The sequence below is a fragment of the Spirosoma lituiforme genome, from assembly GCF_054776635.1.
On sequence record NZ_BAAHBO010000001.1, the window covers coordinates 209,429 to 230,980 of the forward strand.

Here is a 21,552-nt window from a genome sequence, read left to right on the forward strand (position 1 = left end):
CCATTGTTGCTGATAGCCTTATGTTGTTGGATTGATTCCGCGTTCGTTGAAATACTGATTCAGCGTTGCCACTGATCCGGACGGGTCAGCCAGAGCAACATAGGTATCAGGCCGCAGCAGATAGGTTGCCCCCTGCGCAAATCCAGCTTTCTTGTGCTCAGGATGCCAGGCAAAAGCATGAAGTTGAAGCTGATGCTGGCTACACCATGTGGTTAGCTCGGCTGAAGGTTCTCCGTAGATGTGTACCTGCCAGCCAATTATTGAGAGAGGTTCGTAATTGTCTGCACCAGCGAGCGGCACCCAGGGTAACCGGTCTCCCCCCTGAACACTCCCAGCCTTACCGGCGCTTAATGGACTTTCGTGGTAGTTCAGCGTTGTTTGTGAAACAACCCGGAACATATACTCGCGGACCTGTTCGAGTTTATAAGCGACGCTGATAAAGAGCGGAGCTATACGATTGCGCACAAATTCAGCAAAACTGCCCTCCGCTGTCGCAAAAGCAAATAAGCGATCCGTGGTCTCCACAAGCGTGCGGGCAAACGCCTTTCGCTCCGTTTCATAGCTATCAAGCAGGCTGTCGGGCGCCTGCCCCTTTACTACAGCCTTAAGTTTCCAGGCCAGGTTGATGGCATCCATAATGCCCGTATTCATGCCCTGGCCACCGGCTGGACTGTGCACATGGGCTGCATCACCGAGCAGGAAAACGCGGCCTTTTCGGAAGTGATCGGTAATGCGATGGTGGACCCGATAGGTGGAGAACCAGTTCACTTGTTCGATGTTGATATTGAGGGCGTTGATGGCTTCCTGACCCACATCCTCGAAGGTGAGGCTTTCAGGATGCTGAGCGCGTTCGTCACGAACGATGCCAATTAACCGGTACTGATTTGTCTGCGTGTAGGGCATCATCAGGATGAATTCAGATTTTTCGAAGGCTAGCTGAGCTTCTCCGGCCGGATTAACCCCGCTCGCAACAACGTCAGCCACGTAGAATATCTGTTTGTAAGTGCCGCCTTCGAAGCCACTGCCGATTTGATGGCGGATCGGTGATCGTGCGCCGTCGCATCCCACCAGGTACAGGGCTTCGCAGATTTCCTCTTGCCCATCTTTGTGCTTTAACCGAGCGATAACTTGATCCCCTTTATCTTCGAAGGCTAGCAGCTCGGTCTGTCGCTCAACGTCAACGCCTAACGTCTGTAGCCGATCCACCAATAGGCGCTCGTGGCGATCCTGGGGATAAACCAAAACAAAAGGATAAGGCGAGATACGCTGGCCAGCATCCAATAGTTTGACCTGGGCCTGACGTTTACCACCTGCCCACATGTTCATGGCGGGGGTTTTGTAGCCAGCGGCCACAACGGCATCAGCCAGGTCAAGCTGACGGTAAAATTCGAGCGTAAGGGCCTGAACGGCCATAGCGCGTGAAGTCTCGCCGGGTCCGCGGCTCTTATCAATAATCCTGACGCGAATCCCTTGCTTCGTGAGCCACAAGGCATGAGCCAGACCAGTAGGACCAGCTCCCACAATAAGAATATCCGTATTTGCCATATCCGTTTCCTCTCTACTTAATGACTCAAAAGTCATTAATCGGTTAGTACGAGTTCTTAACCGGATGACGGACCCAAAAGTTCAGTTCGGCCATTAGTTAATGACTAAATAGTCATTAACTAATGGCCGAACTGAACTTTTGGGCAATTAACAAGATGTTACCGAGCTGGTCAGGCAGTTGCCGAGCCAGTAAGGCTGTCTCGTGGGGAAAGAATTCGGCGATGTATTAGGTCATAACGCCCGAAAAAGAAATAAAGCGCTGTTGACTAAATCAGCTGAACTGCTGCAATAACGCTTCTACCGTGAGTTTCCGCTGCTCGCCGGTAACCATGTTCTTAACCGTCAGAATACCGGTCTGCACCTCTTCCGACCCGATCAGCACCACAAATGGAATGGCTTTGGCATTGGCATAATCGAGCATCTTTTTCACTTTGGTCAAATCAGGGTACATCTCGGCGGCCAGGTTTGCCGTCCGAAGCCGGCGTAACAGGGGCAACGCAACCGAACGGGCATCAGCATCGAACGGAACAACGAGTACCTGCGTACCCTGCTCGGCACCCGACGGAAACAAATTCAGCTCGTCCATCACGTCGTAAATACGATCCACGCCAAACGAGATACCTACTCCCGACAGGCCCGGCATGCCAAAGGCTCCGGTCAGGTTATCGTAACGCCCTCCCCCGCTGACACTGCCCATGCTCACCCCATTGGCCTTTACTTCAAAAATAGCCCCCGTATAATACGACAGGCCCCGGGCCAGGGTTGGGTCAATCTCAATCTGTGCGGTAGCCAGACCGTACTGATCAACCAGTGAAAGCGTTTCGTTAAGCTCCGCGATGCCTTTCTGAGCAATCGCGGAGGTCGAAAGCCAGGTTTTTAACTGTTCCAGTACCTGAGTTACCCCCGGGGTGGATACCCCGGGGGTTGTAAACGAGAAAAGCGGCTCCAGCTTCACCGTTGTTTCTCGGGAGAAACCCCGTTCCATTAGCTCCTCCAGCACCTTTTCTTTCCCTATTTTATCCAGCTTGTCAATCGCCACGCTCAACGTGCCTTCCTGACCCGGCACCCCGATCACCTGGGCGATACCCGCCAGAATTTTCCGATTGTTAATCTTCACCGTAAAATTCTGAATGGTCAGATTCTGGAACACCTCGTGAATCATCAAGACAATTTCGGCTTCACACAGCAGCGAATCCGTCCCGACGACATCGGCATCACACTGGTAAAACTCGCGGTAACGACCCTTTTGTGGCCGGTCGGCCCGCCAGACGGGTTGCATCTGGTATCGTTTGAACGGCATCGTGAGCGCATTCCGATTCATGACCACGTACCGGGCAAAGGGTACCGTCAGATCGTATCGAAGCCCTTTCTCCGCAATTTTCGGAGTTAGCTTTTTCGAACCCGCAGCCAGATCGAGTTCTGTTACGCTGGCGGCAAAATCACCGGAATTGAGAATTTTAAACAGAAGCTGGTCCCCTTCGTCACCGTACTTACCCGTCAACGTCGACAGGTTCTCCATCGATGGCGTTTCCAGGGGTTGAAAACCAAAGCGTTTGAAGGTTTCCCGAATGGTATTGAGTATAAACAGCCGTTTGCTCATCTGCTCCGGGCCAAAATCACGGGTGCCTTTCGGCAGAGTGGGTTTTTGCATGCCGCAAAATTAATGGACAGGCGTACAGAATAGGCAGAAAATCGCGAATTTTGTCCCGTTCATGCCGCTACGCCCGTGTGTATGCCCTAAGGGAGCGGATGAGCGAGCAATTAGTCCGATAAAAATCGGAGCAAATGGACTATTCTGTCCGAAAAAATCGTATTTTTGCGCTCTGATTTTGAACTGACACGTTAAAAAGATACAATCATGGGAGTAACAGAACTAAAGCGGAAGGCTCGTCGGAACCGGGCCATTGCCAATAACAAGACCAATGCCATTAAACAGTTGCTGCGTAAGCCAACCATCAAGAACGTAGACGTAGAAGCCATCAAAGCTTCGTTTGCCGAGAAGAAAGCAGCGTAAGCGCACCAGCGTTCAGATCACCTACTGACGACTATTTAGCCTCACCCTTACTCGGTGAGGCTTTTCGTTTTGGGCGCAGACGAGCCCATTCACGATCGCGCTTCTTAAGTTCACGACGAACAAACCGACGATAATCCAACTGGGCCCGGTACCGCACGGCCTGGCCGAAGAGCAGCAGGCCACCATTGAACAGGATCAGGCTGTAAACACCCCACAGAAACCACTGCCGAAACGGGGCATCCAGATGCCTTGCCTGAACCGCTTCGCTAAACACACATAGACCAACACTACACAGGAGCAGGCCCAGTGGCGCGACAATCAGCCCCTTTGTTCGGGTACTCATGCGTTTTACTAATCGTTGGCCGGGTGGTTTAGCAAGTTTAGACATAATCTATAGATAGCGCGGGGATTCAGATAAATAACGTTATGAACGCGAATTTCGTTACCATCGCTCCCGTTTTACGTAACATCCAGTGGCATTAGGACGGATAATCGATAGAGGCTCCGGTCTCCCGAAAGTCCTTCGACTCCCGGAGTCGTTTCCAGCCCTCCGTGAGGAAGCCTATGCCATAGCCCAGCAATTGGACAAAGGCAGCGACGACACTCAACAACCCGACGGTCAGACTTTTCTCTTTGCGGGTAGCATCGATCAGGATAAGCAGCGAGAAGACCAGCAGAACCCCTGCCGCCACCCGGAACAGGCCCAAACTAATGAACGCCCACACGGGTACCGAGAGCACAAAAAGCGTAAATAAAGCCGGGAATGCGTGAACCAGCTTGAGTTCGGCGGGATAATACCGGGATATGTTGATGCGCGCCCGCCCGAAAAAGCGTAACTGGCGATAGAACTGCCCGAAGTTTGTCCGCCGTTTGTGGTAAATAAACGCGTCAGGTATCAACCTTGTCTGAAAGCCACGTTCAATGATGCGGATGGCAAATTCAATATCCTCACCCATCCGGCTCAACTTGTACCCGCCAATCGTTTCCCAGACGGTTCGGGACAGCCCCATGTTGAAGCTACGAGGATGATAGGTTCCCCCCAGGTTCTTTTTACTACCCCGAATCCCGCCCGTCGTAAACGGGGACGTCATGGAATAGCTGATCGCTTTTTGAATGGGGGTAAAATCGGGGTGAGCCGCGTCGGGGCCGCCGTAGGCGTCGAGCCAGTTGGTTTCCAGCCGCTGGGAAACGACGGAAAAATAATGTGCGGGAACCAGCGCATCAGAGTCAAAGATGACAAAATAATCACCCCGGGCCCGTTCGAAGCCATAATTCCGGGTAAACCCCTGCCCCGAATTTTCTTTAAAAAAATAGCGGATGTCGAGCTGATGCGCGAACGCAGCCACTACCTCATCCGCTTTGTCAACCGACCCGTCTTCAATCACCAGTACCTCAAATTGCTGGTAAGTCTGTTTGGTCAGACTTACCAGCAATTCGCGGAGTTCGTCCGGGCGATTAAAGACGGGGATAATGATCGAGAAAAACACGACAAATAGAGGATGAGTGATACATTGGGCCGGCCAGTCGCCAAACTAAGGATGCGTCGTTACTCCCCGTTCATCATCACGGCCAGGCTTTCTTCATTAGCCTGAATGATCTGGGCGACCAGGTCATCGGTCAGGGCAACGGACAGGAACAGGCTTTCAAACTGCGAGGGAGCCAGGTAGATGCCCCGCTCCAGCATGGCGTGAAAATAACTGCCGAACTGCGGAATATCGCAGGATTTAGCTTCGGTGAAATTAGTGACCGGCCGTTCCGTCATGAATAAGGTAAACATGGAACCGATGTGGTTGAGCGTATACGGCAACCCCACCTTCTGTAACCCTGCTCGGAAACCGTCGGTAAGCGTCTGCCCGATTTCGTCCAGACGCGTGTACACCTCCGGGTGCTCATTCAGGTGGTGCAGCATGGCTAATCCGGCCGACATGGCAATCGGGTTCCCCGACAACGTACCCGCCTGGTAGACCGGCCCCGCCGGAGCGACCATATTCATAATATCGGCCCGACCGCCGTAGGCACCAACGGGCATACCGCCCCCAATGATTTTCCCCAGGGTCGTCAGGTCGGGGGTGATCCCGAAACGTTCCTGTGCCCCCCCTTTGGCCAGCCGAAATCCGGTCATGACCTCGTCGAAAATAAACACGACCCCGTGTTTATCGCAGAGATCCCGAATGCCCTGTAAAAATCCGGGTTCGGGCAGAACGCAGCCCATGTTACCAACCACCGGCTCCAGGATGATGGCGGCTACCTGGTTGTGGTTTCTGTCGAGCAAGGTATCAACAGCGGCCAGATCGTTGTAGGGAGCGGTAAGGGTATCGGCAGCCGTTGCTTTGGTTACCCCCGGACTGTCGGGGATACCCATCGTCATGGCACCACTCCCGGCGGCAATAAGAAACGAATCGCCGTGTCCGTGGTAGCATCCTTCAAATTTGATAATCTTGTCGCGGCCCGTAAAGCCCCGCGCCACCCGAATGGCGGCCATCGTAGCCTCGGTACCCGAATTGACCATCCGAACCTTCTCGACCGACGGAACCATGTCGACAATCAACTCCGCCATCTCAACTTCCTTGCGGGTGGGTGCCCCAAAGGAAAACGAATGCTGGATCGCGTCGCGAACGGCTTTCTCCACCGGTTCAAAGGCGTGCCCCAGAATCATCGGCCCCCAGGAGTTGATCAGTTCGATGTATTGGCGCCCATCCTCATCGAAGAGATAAGGCCCTTTAGCTGACTTAATAAAGACGGGTGATCCGCCCACCGCCCGGAACGCCCGAACGGGCGAATTAACCCCACCAGGAATCAGGGTTTTGGCTTTTTCAAACAGTTGTTCGCTCGTTGTCATCTTCTGAAAGAGCGAAAGAGCGAAAGAACGAACGAGTGAACATGCCGGGGCCAATTCGCTCGTTCACGCATTCACTCGTTCACTCATTAATTTTAACAAACCGCCCGTCTTCGTATTTTACGATGGGTACGATCTGATTTTCGTTGTTCTCTGTATAATCAAAACCCGACAGCAGGTAATCGTCTGTATCGGAACGCAGGTTGATCCGGGTCCGGGGCGACAGGCCATTCTTAGCCAGTTGCCGCCCGAAAAAAAGCATCATGTCGTACCCTTCGCTCGCGAAAACGGAGGGAATCGTGTTGCGTTTCGCGATGTACTCCTCCTGAAACAGATTGACCGGCTCCCGGGTCGAATCGATAAAGTCGGGGTACAGTAAATACAACTCCCGACGCGTAAAGGTTGACATCGGATTCTGGTAAAAATTGAACGCAGACGCCGTAGCGATCAACGCCCCACTCACCTTCCGGCGACTTAATGCATCGAGCATCCGGGCACCGTCTCCCTCGTTGGCACTGACTAGGAAAACATGCCCGAGACTGATTCCCGCCTGGGTCGGCGCGCTGGCCGGGCGGCTAGCCGCTGTTGGCCCGCCAAACTGCATGGCATCGGCCATGGACTGGGCGTTGCCACCTACTTTCCGAAAATCAACGACCTGGTAATTTTGCCGCTTCATTTCCGCCTGGTAGGCACTGGCCAGCAGCGAGTCTTTGCGAGCCTGACCAAAATAAATAGCCACCCGCCGACCGCCGTTCAGGTTGCGCACCTGCTCGGCCACTTTTTGGGCCTGCTGATTCAGGGAGGGCTGCGCCAGAAAAGACATGGGCTGATTGGCCACCAGGTCACTGCTTGTCGCGATTGGGTTCAGCAGCGGGATATTGTTCTGGTTCGCGTAAGCCGATGCAATTCGGTTGGGTTCGGCATACAGAGGGCCAATGATCAGATCGGTCTGGGCAAAGGCGGGACTGTTCACCAATTCCAGCGCTTTGTTGGCATCATTGTCCAGATCGTAGGCAAAGAGATTGACCGTAATGCCTTCTTCCTGCAATTTGGCTTTGGCTAGTTTTATCCCATTGTACAGATCATACACGTACTGGTTGGCCCGCAGTCGCTTATCCCCGCTGAACTCCTCGACCCGGAAGGGAAACATAACGGCCACATTGTAATACCCTTTGGCCCGCGTGTTTCTGACCGGCTGCGTAACGGCCGTCGTCGATCGGGTACCGGATGCCTGGGCACTAACCGCGGCAGGCGCGGCCGTTTGTGCAGGGGGAACCCCGAAGCGGTTTGTTAGCCGATCCGACAATTCCAGGTCATCTTTATCGCTGGATGTCCGCTGGATCAGGTCAATTAGGAGCAGACCAACGACCCGGTCGCCTGGAAACGCTTTATTAAGTTGTTTGACCCGGTTGAGATCCGTTATACGCGGCAGAAAATGCTGTTCGAGTTTAGTGACTGAAGGCCGCAGGGCGGGATCACGAATCGGCTGAAGGATTGTCAGGGCCTCTTCGTACTGGCCCAGTTCCATATCGTTGGCCGCCAGCAGGTAGCTGGCTTCATCCATCTTGCGCCAGTCCGGAAACAACTCCATAAGCTGTTTGAGCATCAGCCGGGACTGGCTGTAGTTCCGTTGCCGAAATGTAGCCAGAGCATAGTAATAGCTGGCGTAAGGGGCTAAAACGCCACGTTGCTGAATCAGTCCGTTCAGATCTGGTTTAGCCCGTTCGTAATCGCCGGCCTTTACCAGCCGTACCGCCGTCGAATAGCGTCGCTGGTCGTCGGGAGCCCCCTGGGCCGTGGCGAACTGCCAGCTCCCCAGCCCCAAAAGGAAGATTGCCAGCTGCTTACACCAATAAAATTGACCGTTCATATTCAGTTGGGTTAAGACACAAAAGCAACGCTGACGCGTTGCTTTTGTGCATAGAGACAGGCTCATGCCATCAGAAAGCGGTCTCCTGCTCTACTTATTTTTTAGGTTTTGCCCGGCGCTGCGCTTCGTCAGCCTGCTTCCGGGCTTCTTCGGCAGCGGCCAGCTGTTTTTGCAACAGAGCCTGGAAACCACCGGGCTTCTTCCCTTCACCAGCGGCATTTTTACGCCGGTTTTCGTCCAGTACAGCTTTTATTTTATCTTCATCAACAAACCGGCGAATGAGCAACTGCTGCGCAATCGTGACCACGTTCGAGACAAAATAGTAAAATGTCAGACCGGCCGGATACGAGTTCAGGACAAACATGAACATGAGCGGGAATACATAGCTCATGGCTTTCATGTTCACCGGGCCCGGCTGGGTCGGGGTCGTCTGGTTGTTGTAGTACGCGTAAGCAATCGACGAAATGGTCATCAGCACCGTAAACAAACTAAGGTGGCTGCCAATGAACGGAATGGCGGGAAACTTGATGAACGCATCGTAGGTCGACAGGTCATTGGCCCACAGGAAGGACTTCTGACGCAACTCGATCAGGTTCGGGAAGAGCATAAACAGGGCAAACAGAATCGGCATCGTGGCCAGTACCGGCACACACCCGCTCAACGGACTGACGCCCACCTCCTGGTACAGTTTCATCTGCTCCGATTGCTGCTTGGCCATGTCGTCGCCAACCCGCTCTTTCATCTCATTCAACTCTGGCTGCAATACCCGCATTTTGGCCATACTGATGTATGACTTATAGGTTAACGGAGTCAGAATCAGCTTCACGAACACCACCAGCGCAATAATCAGCAATCCGTAGTTGGTGATGAATTTGCCCATAAAGTTGAACACCGGCACAAAAAAGTATTTGTTGATCGGCTTCAGAATGGAGTACCCGAGGTAAACGTTCTGATCGAACTCCGGTGCCACGTTGCCCAGCAACTGGAAATCGTTCGGACCGTAAAAGAACTTGTACTGACCCTTTCCGGCTTTGATATCGGCGATGGGCAGCGTCACGTCGGCAATGGCTGTTTTCACCACGCTGCTATCGGCCGGATCGACCAGGGCTTTAAAGCTGGCTTTCTGAAAAGGGCTGTTCTTAGCCACAAAGCCCGACAGAAAGTACTTATGCTTGATGGTAAACCATTGCACGGGCTCTTCCACCGTAGCTTCCTGGCTGCTTTCCCCTTCGGTAAGTTTCTCGAAACTTTCGTCGGCGGTCAGGTAGTTGATCGTAGCAGCTTTGCGGTTGTTTCCCAGATCATTTTCGTACTGCCGCATTTTATCCTCCCAGAAGAACTGAACATTTCCGTTGGCAACGGTATTGTTCAGCCCGTTCAGTTTCAGGTCGTAATCCAGCACATACCCTTCGGCAGGGATGGTGTACACCTGCTCCACCGATTGTCCGGGAGCAATTTCGGCCCGGAACACGATCTGCTGCGGTTGCCCGCTCACCGTTCCGCTCTGGGTCGTTGTCTGGTAATACAGTTCGTGAAGGTCAACCGCACCCCGATTGGTTGGCAGGTTAAGGACCGTCTGGCTGCTGTTCTCATCGATCAGCACCAGCGGCTTCTGATCAAATGTTTTGTAATCCTTTAAGATAACCTCTTTTACCCGGCCACCCCGCGTGCTGAAGGTAAGTTTGATGTCTTTATTCTCAATAACAATGTCCCGGTTCTGGCCGGTAGCGACGGCGGCAAAATCGCCGAACTGGGCTTTGACGGCGGCTGAGTCGATGGGCTGTCCGGCCGAATCACTCTGGCTGATGCCGGCTGTTGCGGACGAGGCAGTGGTTGGTTTGGTGGTCTGTGTTTGTGTGGCAGCCTGCTTGGGGGGTACAGGTTTTGGTACCAGTAACTGGTAGCCAACCAGCATCGCCAGAATCAGGACAATGCCAATAAGTTGATTACGATCCATTTTTTCGGTTTTCAGTATACGGTTTTCAGTTCAGGACTGCACAGATCGAGCATTTTCTTCGGCGAAAACCCATAAACTGAAAACCGTAAACCATATTAAGATGCAAAATTACGCCAATCTCCCCGCTTAATCAACCACCTCAGCGGTTTCTACACGTACGGTCGACAGATCGGATGTAGATTGGTTTGTGCGTTTTTGCTGGCTAAAGGCATGCGCGGCCTTCACAAACTGCACAAACAGGGGATGCGGGTTCATGACGGTACTTTTTAACTCGGGGTGAAACTGAACACCCACATACCAGGGGTGCCCTTTTAATTCGACAATCTCGACCAGACCGGTATCTGGATTGATGCCCGTTGGCCGCAAACCAGCTTTTTCGAAGGCCTCTAGGTAATCGTTGTTAAACTCATATCGGTGACGGTGACGCTCGCTGATCTGGGTTTTTCCGTAAATATGGTGCGCCAGCGAATCGCGCTTTAGCTTACAGGCATACGCCCCCAACCGCATGGTACCGCCTTTATCGGTCACGCTTTTCTGCGCTTCCATCATGCTGATGACGGGGTTAGGCGTCTGCGGCTCCATTTCGGTGGAGTGGGCATCCTGAATCCCCATTACATTACGGGCGTATTCGATAACGGCCATTTGCATACCCAGGCAGATACCCAGGAAGGGAATACCCTGCTCCCGGACGAAGCGGACCGCGTTGATCTTGCCTTCGATACCCCGTTCGCCGAAGCCCGGTGCCACCAGCACCCCGTCCAGTTCGCTCAGTACATCGGCGCAATGGTGTTCGTCGACCAGGGTTTCTGACTGAATCCACTTCAGTTGTACTTTGCATTCGTTGGCCGCACCCGCGTGGATAAACGACTCGGCAATGGATTTGTACGCGTCGTGTAGCTCGACATACTTACCCACCAGCCCAATCGTAACGGTATCCCCGGGATTTTTGAGCCGTCCTAAAAAGGCTTTCCAGGCATCCAGGTCCGCATCTTTATCGTTATAAAGGTCAAGGACGTAGAGGGCCCGCTGGTCGAGCCGCTCCTTCTGCATGAGTAGGGGTACATCGTAGATCGTTTCGGCATCGAGGGCTTCGATAACGGAACTTACCTGAACGTTACAGAACTGCGCAATTTTCCGGCGAATATCCTGCGGCAGCGGGTGCTCCGTCCGGCAGGCAATGATGTCGGGCTGAACCCCGTTTTCGAGTAACATCCGAACGGAGTGCTGGGTGGGCTTGGTTTTCAACTCCCCGGCCGACCGCAGGTAGGGCACCAGCGTCAGGTGAATGACCAGGGTATCTTTTTCACCCAGTTCAAATTTCAGCTGCCGAACGGCCTCCACGAACGGGAGCGATTCAATATCCCCTACGCAACCGCCAATCTCGGTGATCACAATGTCGTATTCACCCGTTTCGCCCAGTAACCGGATGTTCCGTTTGATCTCGTCGGTGATGTGGGGAACGACCTGTACAGTTTTACCCAGGAAATCGCCCCGGCGTTCGCGGGTGATCACGTTGTTGTAAATACGACCCGTAGTGATGTTGTTGGCCTGCGAGGTGGGCCGGTTCAGGAACCGTTCGTAGTGACCCAGATCGAGGTCCGTTTCGGCCCCGTCGTCGGTTACGTAGCACTCGCCGTGTTCGTATGGATTGAGGGTGCCGGGGTCAATGTTGATGTACGGATCGAATTTCTGAATCGTTACCGTAAGGCCCCGGGCCTGAAGAAGTTTGGCCAGCGAAGACGCGATAATGCCCTTGCCAAGTGATGAAGTTACTCCGCCGGTAACAAAAATATATTTCGCGGATTTTGGTCCCGTAGCTGCCATGATTAAAACCAAATTAGGTCGTTACGGGATGTAAAAGTACGAGAAAAAAGGCGGAATTGGCGAAAAAATAAGGGAAAAATTGACCGGCTTCGGGTAATCACTTGGTCATCAGGTCACTCATTGCGGAAATCTTTATCGGGTTATCGGAGATGTAGGCTATTTATCAGTACGCGTTGATTTTAGTAACTTTGTCTCATGCATAAGCCAGGGCATGCCCATCCCAACTGAATGCCACACCGGCCCAAGTTGCGCTGGCCTGGCTGCTGGCGCAGGGCGATGACATAGCGCCCATTCCCGGTACCAAACGGGTTGCCCGTGTCGGGGAGAATACAGCCACCGACCAGCTGGAACTAACCATCGACCAGCTCGACCGGCTGAACAGCCTCCCCCCGGCCTCTGGCGAGCGCCATGAAGAAGGGGCGATGAAATTCATTGATCGATAAAAATCGGCCTACAAAAAAGTCCCCGGTCAGGCTGACCGGGGACTTTTTTTACCTGAACAATCCCTTCACTTATTTTCCGGGCGTCAGCTCGCGTTCTTCGTAGGCTAGTCCATACTGCTTCAGAACATCGGCGGGTACGCCATCCCACTGGTTGGGAACGTTGCCCACATACCCCAGGTCTTTGATGCCCATCTGGCTGGTGAAGAAGCCCGTGGAAACCATATTCCGCATGAGGGTGAAGAACGATGCGCCCTGCGTCATGTCCGATTTGGCTTTGGCCGGATAGGCGATCTGTTCGACCATGTCGATCTGCTGGGCTTTGGTACACAGCACAAACGATTTGCCGTACCGTTTGGTGCAGGTGTTATCCAGCCAGCGAATCCCTCCGCGCATGGGGGTCTGGTTCTTGGGCTGATCTTTCATCATGAATTCGATGAAGGCCGGCACACCCGCCTGCGAGGCACTCCCCGACCGCTCATCGGCGGGCAGAATAATGTCTGACAGCACCGTTACGGTCTGTAGTTCATGCGGGGTAAAAAACTTTTCGGCATTCAGTTTGGCGTCGCGCTCGGCTTCGAACTTCTGCCGTCCGCCGGGTATCTTCAGGGGCTTGACGTCAGGGGGGGCGGGTACAGCGGCTTCAACCGGATTGACGGCCATGCCAAAACCAGCGAGCGAGAGGGCTTTTAAGGAATCTCTGCGTTTCATAAGTCGGTTCGGTTTTTGGTTTACGGTTTTTGGTTTACGGCGGTCCGTCGCTACGGTGCCGGTTCAGGGAAATCATCGATTAAATAGGCCATTTCAGGTTCATCTACTTTGTAGCGTAAACCGCACACCGGTGATTTTTTTAATGATTGAACCAACCCAAACAACATTTTACCAATACGATCAGTACGAGCACATCGCTCATTAAAACAGTCCGATGGTATATGTTGACGATCAAAGGCTCGATATAATTGAGATTTCACTTCGGTGCCAGAACCGGACGAGTAGCCCAGAAACAAAATAAATTCAGCTCGGTTAGCTCGCCCAAATCCTTCGGCAATATTGTCCATCATGGAACCGCTAGCCCGATTGATTTGATTTTTCAACTCAAAATCTTTCGAGAATGTCCCTTTCTGGGTTAGCCAGTAAATATCATCCGATAATTGACGAGCTAATTGCCAAACGTCCAACTCTTCGAATCGGTTTATCTTAGCCATGTTACTAACATATTCAGGTAAAGCCGACCCACCGAAAACCACATACCACAAACCTTATATATTCTTCTGTTTCACCTGATCAATCAAATATTCGCTGGTGCGCATGGAACTGGCGAGAATGGTCCAGGTTACGTTTTTGTCACCCTGCGATGGGAACGGAGCCGCGTCGACTACAAACAGGTTTTTCACGTCGTGTGCCTGCTGGTATTTGTTCAGCACCGAGTTTTTCGGGTCATTACCCATCCGGGCCGTGCCGACCTCGTGAATAATCTGCCCCGGCGAGGCCAGCCCGTAGTTATTGGCCGCGTTAGGCCGGTCACCCAGGGCAATCCCGCCCATCGAATGGATAATCTCCTCGAAGGTTTCCTGCATGTGTTTGGCCTGCTTTACTTCGTAATCCGACCACTTGTAGTTGAAACGCAGGACCGGAATACCGTATTTATCAACCACGTTCGGATCGATTTCACAGTAGTTGCTTTCGAGCGGTACCGGCTCACCCCGGCCGGCCATACCGACGTAGGCCCCGTAGAACCGGCGATAATCATCTTTCAGACTCGCCCCGTAGCCGCCACCCGGCTTCATTTTCCCATCCCGGCCGGGAATCATCCCGTTCATGGCTTCGATACCCCAGCCGAATCCGTAGGCAGGCATCCCCATGCCCCCCCAGTATTCGATGTGGTAACCGCGGGGGAAATCCAGTTTCTTGTTGTCGAGCCACCAGGGCGTAAAGACGTGCATCCCGCCAACGCCATCTTCGTTGTACCGTTTGCGATCCATCAGGGCCGGAATAAAGGCCGAGCGGCTGGCACCCGTGGAGTCATTGATGTATTTACCAACCACGTTGCTGGAGTTCGCCAGCCCGGTCGAAAAACGACTTGATTTCGAATTGAGCAGCAAGCGCGCTGTTTCGCCCGCGCTGGCCGCTAGGATCACCGATTTCGCCTTGACCGTCACTTCCTGCAGTGATTGCGTATCGACGTAACTCACGCCCGTAGCCAGTCCGGTAGCCGGATCAGTAAGCACCTCGCGGACCATGGCCCCGTTGATGAGGGTTACATTACCCGTTTGCATGGCGGGCTTCACCAGAACCGACGAGGACGAGAAATCGGCATAGGCCTGACAACCCCGGCCGCACTGGCTACAATAAAAACAGGAGCCACGTTCGTTATTGATCGGTTTGGTCAGAATGGACAACCGCGACGGAATAACCGGGATCCCGATACTCCGGGCCCCCTTCCGGATCATCAATTCGTGCAGACGCGGTTTAGGCGCGGGCAGAAAGATACCATCCGGTTCGGACGGCATGTTTTCGATGGAGCCGAAAACCCCGATCATCCGATCGACCCGGTCATAAAAGGGCTTAATATCGTCGTAACCGATCGGCCAGTCTTCGCCAACCCCGGTCATGCTTTTCCGCCGGAAATCATCCGGGGCGAACCGAAGGGAGATACGGCCCCAGTGGTTCGTGCGCCCCCCGAGCATCCGGGAGCGGAACCACTGAAAGTCAGACCCTTTGGCGTTGGTGTAAGGCTCTCCTTCAATATCCCAGCCACCCCAGGCGGCATCGAAATCACCGAATGCGCGGGTGGTTCCGGCTCCCCGGCGGGGCGACTCCCAGGGCCATTTCAGTTGGGTAATGTATTTCGGATCAGCTGGATCAAAATAGCCGCCTGCTTCCAGCAAAACAACTTTGGCACCGGCTTTTGCCAGTGTATAGGCCGCCATACCGCCCCCGGCTCCCGAGCCAACGATGGCTACGTCGTATTGAACCGGCGCTTTTTGAATCTGAAATGAATCCATGTACTAAATGAAGGTTAATTGACTAGTCGGGAGAACAACCCGACAATGACCTAATAAGCAAAAAAATTTAATAACTTCCGTCTAACTAGGATAAGCAGGAAAGCGCGTTTCCATACCTGCCTGGCGGGTAAAAATCAGTCAAATAAATACCAGTCGACCCCAAAGGCGAAGCCCCGGCGCATTTGCAGGTAATCGGGCGCAACGAAATAGCCGGGAGTAATCAGCCCCTGGTTGGCGTGGGTAAGTTTAACGAACAGCCGCGTCCGGTTAATCCGCAGGTTGGCGTATAGATCGGCCAGCACATACCCTTCTACCTGCTGGCGATTCTGGAGGTGGTATTGCTGGGTAAGGGGCATGTAGGCATCGGCATAATACGGCGATTTATAGTGCAGATCGACTCCCGTCTGAATGTAAAGCACCTTGGCGTACAGAAACTCGTACTGAATCCGGGTGTTGACGAAAACCGGCGGCATACGAATAACGTCCGGGCCTTCCTTGGCGGTATAATAGGCTTGCCCTGATACCAGAAACTTCCCGATCTGGAGGTGGTAGCCCAGCCCCGGTCGCACAATACTGATGGGCGATCGTTCCTGCTGCACATTCCCGTCGGTATCAAAATAAACGTAGTTTTTAACCAGGTAGTAATCCAGACTTGGCTCCAGCCGCAGGTTTTTGACGCGTACGTTCAGTTTTCCGTACGCGTACAGGTAGTTGCGCTTGGACAATGTCCCGAGCCCCCGGGTAGCATCCGGCCAAATATACACCTTGCTCTGGAAGCGTTCCTGAATAAGCGTGGGTTCTACGTTCAGGTAGGCTCCACCAGCCGTCAGAAACTTACTGTCTAGCTGCCCCTGAATGCGGTAACTCCCCCCGGCTCCCAACTCCGTTTCCGCCGTTAGCCGCGACAGGCTATCCGGGAAGTAATACCCCAGCCAGCCGCCAACAAACGTTTCGGTTCGGGTCGTTCCGTACGTGTTGTAATTGGTTCGCGAGGTGTTATAAAGCGATGACTGGACATAGTTTCGTACGCGGAGGTAAGCCCGGTAATTAAAGGATGCGCCTTTGTACTGGGCAATGCCTTTGAGGCCAACCTGGTTTTCGAGGAGCCGGAACCGGGCATGCTGCTCCAGGCGGGAGGTATCGCCAAAAATGGGCGGATAGAACGGCAGCGGTGTGGTGCTGCCCAGGGGCGTAATCGACCGATTTAGCTGCAGTGTATCATCCTGGTAGAAATTCTTCTGCACCTGGTAGTCGAACTTTTGGTAAAGCTGAAAGCCCTTGTCCAGTATGTATTCCTGGTAAACGTGCGTGTTGTTCCGAATCTCCCAGCCGTGGGGGCCCTGCGTGTTGGTCGTGCCGCTTCGCAGGCGGGAATCTCCGGTGTAGTTGTACGGGATGAGTTCACCACCGGCGGTCTGCCCCGGTAACACGCCCCCCTGCTCATCAACGCTGTGGTTCATGTTGATGAAATTAGCCAGCAGGGTATATTTGCTGTTTTTTGATCGGTAGTTGGTATGCAGTTGTACGCCCCAATTCTGAGCCAACAGCTTGTACGGGTCATTGTTGCCGCTCGTACCAAATTGCTTTTGCGCCGTAAACCGCTGAACATCAAACCCTACGTTCCAGCGGGGCGATATATTCTGGGCCATGTCAAAACGCAGAATGTTTTGGTTGTTGCCGCCCAGGGCAATGTACATGTCGGTATAGGGCGACTTGGTATCAAAATACTTTACATCCTGGCTCTGGTAGGCGTAGGGCGAGAACACGTAATAGCCCGATTGCGCACCCAGTTGCTGGGGCACCTGCAGAAAAACGGGTCGCATGGCCGTGCCGAGCTCGCCCAGATCCTGGTACATGTTTTTACTCCGCTGCACGTAGGTGAACCGATGCACCTCGTCCATGGTCGTATCGAGGGTATATAATTTCCGGCGGTTGTTGAAGATGTCATCTTCCAGCACGTACCGGGTCGATTTAGGGCCGTAGATGACCTTCGTCGAGTCGTCGATTCCGTTCGTACCGGTTGTTGACGTGGGCATGGCCTGCCGCCCCCCAAACCCGTTCGGGGTCGTGCCCGTACTACCCGGAAATTGCTGCGCCCAGGCGGTGAGCGACACACTTAAACTAAAAATCAGGGCAACTAAACTCCGCTTCATCAGGTCAAAAGTACATTAAAACGGCGGACACCCGCCTGTTTGGCTGGCTCCGTTAAGGATTTTTAAGGCGCGACCGGGTTAAAAACTGGTCAAACCCGGCTTCTTGCCCGGGCAGGAACTGCACCGCAACCGGCAGGTAGTACAGTGGCAAGGTAGCTCGTTCGTGGTCGGTCAGCAGCGTGTCCAGTTTCACCCAGTCTTTTTCCGTCGTTAACAGGGCTGTTTCGGGAGGGAGGCTGGTCAACAGGGTGTCGAGTTCCGTTCGGCTGTACGCGTGGTGATCGGGGAATCGCGCGTGGCGAACCAGCCGGTAGGTTTGCCGGACGTAGTGTTCCAGCGGGTCGGCATTGGCCAGCCCCGATACCAGAACAACCGGGCCGACATCCGTGGCGGCCTGCCGGGTGGCGAAGGAAACGGGCCGGTCGTAGTGTAACCCGGCAAAAAAGATGGGCACGCCGGGCCGGGTGTACGGCCGGATTTTTGCCAAAATCCGCTGCTGTTCGGTGGCAAATAAATCATGGGGGCACTTGGTGACCACCAGAACATCGGCCCGGCGGGCACCGTGCCTCCGTTCGCGCAGCCGACCCGCCGGAAACGGGTAATCGGTGTAAAACGGCCGATGGTAATCCATCAGTAAAATGGTCAGGTGTGGCCGAACGGCCCGGTGCTGGTAGGCATCGTCCAGCAAAACCTGGTCGGTTTCGGGGTGGAGCGCCACAATGGAGCGCAATGCATCGGCCCGCCGTTCGCCCACGTACACCCGGATAAGGGGCGAAAATTTGCGGTAAAGCTGCCGGGGTTCATCCCCAATCGTGGCCGCCGTATCGGTTTCGGAAGCCAGCCGGAACCCGGCCGTTTGTCGCCCGTAGCCCCGGCTCAGGGTAGCCGTTGTTCCGGCCGGACTGGGCGCACAGGCAACTGACCGTTTAATCAAAAATTCGATCATGGGTGTTTTTCCGGTGCCACCAACGGTTAAATTCCCTACACTTATCGTATAAACAGATGCCTGAAAGGATGACAATAAGTGACTGTTAAATAACCAATTACGAATGTCCATCAGTATCCCATACAGCCCGCTGAGGGGAAGGAGGAGCCACGTACCCAGTAAACGCTTCATTAATAATTTCGTAATATTGCCAGCTTGAGCAGTCAAAATTAGTACTTTTAGGACTGGGAAATCCCTTCCTCACCGTTTGGTACAATGAGTTTAAAAGCCGACTACCTGAAATACACGTTGCATTTTCGCTTCGAAGCGGGTACGTCACGCGGCACCCTGACGGAAAAAACGTCGTATGTGATCCGTATCTGCGACGACGACAATCCGTCCGTCATCGGCTACGGTGAGTGCGGGCCCCTGAAGGGACTAAGTTTTGATGACCGGCCCGACTTTGAGGAAATCCTCGATCAGTACTGTGCCGAATTTACGGAACTGGATCTGCAACTCTTCAGCTGGAACATCCCGATCATCCTCAACCAGTTGATCAGCCCGGCTTTCCCGAGTATCCTCTTTGGTTTCGAAACCGCCATGCTCGACTTTCTGTCGGGGGGCAACCGCCTGATTCGGGCCTCTGATTTCAGCGCGGGTCAGCGTTCGCTGCCCATTAATGGGCTAGTCTGGATGGGTAGCCAGTCGTTTATGCGGAAGCAGATCGAGGAAAAACTCCAGGCGGGCTACACAACCCTGAAACTGAAGATCGGCGCGATTGATTTCGAGCAGGAATGTGATCTGCTGGCCATGATCCGCAGCCGTTTCCCGGCCGATCAGATCACGCTGCGGGTCGATGCCAACGGGGCGTTCCAGCCCGCCGATGCCATGGCCAAACTCGAACGGCTGGCGGCTTTCGACCTGCATTCGATTGAACAGCCCATCAAGGCAGGACAGCCGGATCTGATGGCCGACCTGTGCCTGCATTCGCCCCTGCCCATCGCGCTGGACGAAGAACTGATCGGCCAGATGGAATACGTGCACAAATTTCGCCTGCTGAAGAAAATACAGCCCCAGTACATCATTCTCAAACCAACCCTGCTGGGTGGATTGCGCCATTGCGATGAGTGGATCGAGCTGGCCGGGCGGCTGAACATCGGCTGGTGGCTTACCTCGGCCCTGGAATCCAACATCGGATTGAATGCCATTGCCCAGTATACAGCTCAGTTTAAACACCTGTTGCCACAAGGCCTGGGTACGGGGCAACTCTATCACAACAATGTGGATAGCCCACTGGTTGTCGAGAAGGGCCAGTTACACTACGACCCAACCCGGTCCTGGAACCTCAGTCCGCTTTTGGCCGATGCGTCTCACTAATTACGCCCTTATTCATTGAATCTCCCTGCTGATCATATCCGCCTGTTGTTTGGCCTGAAACTTCGCCAGCTTAGACTTGACAAGGGTCTTTCGGTGAGCGAACTGGCCCAGCGATCGGGCCTGTCTATTTCGTACGTTACGGAAATCGAAAAGGGCCGTAAATACCCCAAAGCGGATAAAATTTCGGCTCTGGCCAATGCCATGCAGGTCGATTACGATGCCATGGTGTCGTTAAAGTTAAGCAAGAAGCTGGAGCCTATTTCAGACCTGCTCCGCTCGAAGTTCCTGACCGAAATTCCGCTCGAACTGTTCGGCATTGACCCATCCGATCTGCTCGAACTATTGGCCGAAGCCCCCGCCAAAGTCAGTGCCATGATTCGAACGTTCATGGATATTGCCCTCAGCTACAACATGAGCGTGGAGCGGCTGTACCTGACCATGCTGCGGTCGTACCAGGAAATGCACGACAATTATTTCCCGGAGATCGAAGCCGACGCGGATCGTTTCCTGGCCGAATTTGCCCCGAGTTCCGATCAGCCGGTTACCGAAGCATTACTGATCAATCTGCTCAAAACCCGATACGCTATCCGGATCGACTATTTTGACCCGCTCACGCAGCCGGAACTGGTATCGCTGCGATCGGTTTATCGGCCGGAACAACACACCCTCCACCTCAATGCCGGATTAACCGCTGAACAGCGCTCGTTCATTCTATCGCGGGAGGTCGGATTCCAGTTCATGGCCCTCAAGAACCGACCCTATAGCTACTCGTGGGTCGAAGCGGAGTCCTTCGAGCAAATCCTGAACAACTACAAGGCGTCTTATTTTGCCGGTGCCATTCTGATTCGGCGGGCGGCTCTGGTAGCGAAACTAACGGAGCTGTTTGCCCGTCCCACCTGGAGCAATGACGATTTTCTGACGCTCATCGGAACGTTTAACGCCACCCCCGAACAGTTTTTTTACCGGCTAAGCAACGTATTGCCCAGCGCCTTTGGCATTGATCAGTTGTTTTTCTACCGGTTTAATCATACCCCCGGCCAGAGTACGTTCCAGTTGACTAAAGAAATGCATTTATCGAGGCAACAGGGCCCCCGGGGTATTGTCGACGAGCATTTCTGCCGACGCTGGATTGCCTGGACAATTTTGCAGGAACTCCAGTTCATGCAGCAGAACAAAGGATTCAGTGGTACCCTATGCCGGGCTCAGATTTCCGAATACGCCGACTCGGGCCAGCAGTACCTGATTATATCGGTAGCGCATCCGTTTCAGGCCGTAGGTCACCAGAACATCAGCGTATCGATGTGTTTTGCGGTCAATGATGCCCTAAGAAGCAAGATGAATTTTCTGTCGGCCTCACCGGGCGACGGCCAGCACCCCGCCAGCGAGATCTCATTCCGAGTCGTGAACCAGGCCTGCGAACGCTGCGGTATTTTCGATTGCCGCGAACGGGTGGCCCCCCCCACCGTTTTGCAGAAGAAACGGCAGTTTGCCGCCATGAGAACGGCCATCGAAGCCCTGCGGTAACTCCCGCCAGTACCCCACCCCGGTGGCCGGATTAAACGTCCGATAAAAACCGAACAATCTGCGTTTACATCCGTTTTTTCAC

General features: G+C 53.7%; 17 protein-coding genes. 4 read left to right on the top strand and 13 right to left on the bottom strand.

What is annotated here, in order from left to right; translation table 11 throughout:
- Positions 1–18 precede the first annotated feature (18 nt).
- The gene (locus tag ACYU87_RS00930; RefSeq protein ID WP_461132142.1) at positions 19–1,581 is read right to left on the bottom strand and encodes an FAD-dependent oxidoreductase; all 1,563 of its coding nucleotides are present in this window, start codon (positions 1,579–1,581) and stop codon (positions 19–21) included.
- Between the two features lie 235 nt (positions 1,582–1,816).
- Positions 1,817–3,196, bottom strand: a complete 1,380-nt coding sequence (gene hisS, locus ACYU87_RS00935; protein WP_461132143.1) for a histidine--tRNA ligase — start codon at positions 3,194–3,196, stop codon at positions 1,817–1,819.
- A gap of 207 nt (positions 3,197–3,403) precedes the next feature.
- Here hisS and ACYU87_RS00940 point away from each other — a divergent pair, with 207 nt between their 5' ends.
- Entirely contained in the window at positions 3,404–3,559 is a 156-nt protein-coding gene (locus ACYU87_RS00940) for a hypothetical protein (RefSeq protein ID WP_012926602.1), read from the top strand.
- Positions 3,560–3,590: 31 nt separating this feature from the next.
- Here ACYU87_RS00940 and ACYU87_RS00945 read toward each other — a convergent pair whose 3' ends face one another.
- The 6 genes from ACYU87_RS00945 to ACYU87_RS00970 form a co-directional block, all read right to left on the bottom strand.
- Positions 3,591–3,902, bottom strand: coding sequence for a hypothetical protein (locus ACYU87_RS00945; RefSeq protein ID WP_461132144.1), 312 nt, complete (start codon positions 3,900–3,902; stop codon positions 3,591–3,593).
- Positions 3,903–4,038: 136 nt separating this feature from the next.
- Positions 4,039–5,046: a glycosyltransferase family 2 protein gene (locus ACYU87_RS00950; RefSeq protein WP_461132145.1), complete on the bottom strand. Its 1,008-nt coding sequence runs from the start codon at positions 5,044–5,046 to the stop codon at positions 4,039–4,041.
- A gap of 59 nt (positions 5,047–5,105) precedes the next feature.
- Positions 5,106–6,398: a glutamate-1-semialdehyde 2,1-aminomutase gene (gene hemL, locus ACYU87_RS00955; RefSeq protein WP_461132146.1), complete on the bottom strand. Its 1,293-nt coding sequence runs from the start codon at positions 6,396–6,398 to the stop codon at positions 5,106–5,108.
- Between the two features lie 79 nt (positions 6,399–6,477).
- A complete protein-coding gene (locus ACYU87_RS00960; protein WP_461132147.1) occupies positions 6,478–8,265 on the bottom strand; it encodes an ABC transporter substrate-binding protein in 1,788 nt (595 codons plus the stop codon).
- A 94-nt stretch (positions 8,266–8,359) separates the two neighbouring features.
- The gene (yidC, locus tag ACYU87_RS00965) at positions 8,360–10,222 is read right to left on the bottom strand and encodes a membrane protein insertase YidC (protein WP_461132148.1); all 1,863 of its coding nucleotides are present in this window, start codon (positions 10,220–10,222) and stop codon (positions 8,360–8,362) included.
- 126 nt (positions 10,223–10,348) lie between these two features.
- Positions 10,349–12,046, bottom strand: coding sequence for a CTP synthase (locus tag ACYU87_RS00970; RefSeq protein WP_461132149.1), 1,698 nt, complete (start codon positions 12,044–12,046; stop codon positions 10,349–10,351).
- 281 nt (positions 12,047–12,327) lie between these two features.
- Between ACYU87_RS00970 and ACYU87_RS00975 the strand changes: the two genes are divergently transcribed.
- Positions 12,328–12,489 (top strand): hypothetical protein, encoded by a 162-nt coding sequence (locus ACYU87_RS00975; RefSeq protein ID WP_461133610.1) that lies wholly within the window; start codon positions 12,328–12,330, stop codon positions 12,487–12,489.
- A gap of 69 nt (positions 12,490–12,558) precedes the next feature.
- On the opposite strand, the gene ACYU87_RS00980 is transcribed toward ACYU87_RS00975, so the two are convergent.
- From ACYU87_RS00980 to lpxK, 5 genes are all read right to left on the bottom strand, one after another.
- Positions 12,559–13,197 (bottom strand): gluconate 2-dehydrogenase subunit 3 family protein, encoded by a 639-nt coding sequence (locus tag ACYU87_RS00980; RefSeq protein WP_461132150.1) that lies wholly within the window; start codon positions 13,195–13,197, stop codon positions 12,559–12,561.
- A 50-nt stretch (positions 13,198–13,247) separates the two neighbouring features.
- Positions 13,248–13,691, bottom strand: coding sequence for a four helix bundle protein (locus ACYU87_RS00985; RefSeq protein ID WP_461132151.1), 444 nt, complete (start codon positions 13,689–13,691; stop codon positions 13,248–13,250).
- A 54-nt stretch (positions 13,692–13,745) separates the two neighbouring features.
- On the bottom strand, positions 13,746–15,491 hold the full coding sequence (locus tag ACYU87_RS00990; RefSeq protein ID WP_461132152.1) for a GMC family oxidoreductase: 1,746 nt from the start codon (positions 15,489–15,491) through the stop codon (positions 13,746–13,748).
- Positions 15,492–15,625: 134 nt separating this feature from the next.
- Positions 15,626–17,644 (bottom strand): putative porin, encoded by a 2,019-nt coding sequence (locus ACYU87_RS00995; protein ID WP_461132153.1) that lies wholly within the window; start codon positions 17,642–17,644, stop codon positions 15,626–15,628.
- Positions 17,645–17,696: 52 nt separating this feature from the next.
- On the bottom strand, positions 17,697–18,761 hold the full coding sequence (gene lpxK, locus ACYU87_RS01000; RefSeq protein ID WP_461132154.1) for a tetraacyldisaccharide 4'-kinase: 1,065 nt from the start codon (positions 18,759–18,761) through the stop codon (positions 17,697–17,699).
- A gap of 84 nt (positions 18,762–18,845) precedes the next feature.
- On the opposite strand from lpxK, the gene ACYU87_RS01005 reads away from it, so the two are divergent.
- A complete protein-coding gene (locus ACYU87_RS01005) occupies positions 18,846–19,946 on the top strand; it encodes an o-succinylbenzoate synthase (protein ID WP_461132155.1) in 1,101 nt (366 codons plus the stop codon).
- Positions 19,947–19,961: 15 nt separating this feature from the next.
- On the top strand, positions 19,962–21,470 hold the full coding sequence (locus ACYU87_RS01010) for a helix-turn-helix domain-containing protein (protein ID WP_461132156.1): 1,509 nt from the start codon (positions 19,962–19,964) through the stop codon (positions 21,468–21,470).
- The last annotated feature ends 82 nt before the right edge of the window (positions 21,471–21,552 follow it).